This is a genomic window from Gilliamella sp. B14384G12 (assembly GCF_016101825.1).
GTDB lineage: Bacteria > Pseudomonadota > Gammaproteobacteria > Enterobacterales > Orbaceae > Gilliamella > Gilliamella apicola_N.
In genome coordinates this window covers 1-294 of record NZ_JACFPU010000067.1, presented here as the reverse complement: position 1 = coordinate 294, position 294 = coordinate 1, and the positions used below count along the sequence as shown (strand labels likewise).

At 34.0% G+C, this 294-nt stretch carries 1 pseudogene; it reads left to right on the top strand.

Annotated elements, in window-relative coordinates:
• Positions 1–231: pseudogene (locus H3S73_RS13685) on the top strand (hypothetical protein); the annotation flags it as partial.
• Between the last annotated feature and the right edge of the window lie 63 nt (positions 232–294).

Sequence of the window (294 nt, the reverse complement as noted above, 5' to 3'; positions counted from 1 at the left end):
AATGGTCATGTGTTCATATATAGTATAAAGGTGACCTTTAAATCAAGAGCTTTTGAAGTTAAAGAACACCCTGCTGGCGATCCACATGATCCTTTTAGCAAAGAAGAAGTTGAAAAAGGCTTGCTATTAAGATTAGCAAGAATGGATTATCCAGATCAAGATCAAGCTATGCTATGTGGTCCGGCCGCGTTTTTTTATTGTTTATTGATCTGGATAGGCTACACTAATTAGTACCAATTTTATAAGGTCATTGTTATGATAAACCAACAATAAAAAAAGGTAACAATAATGACA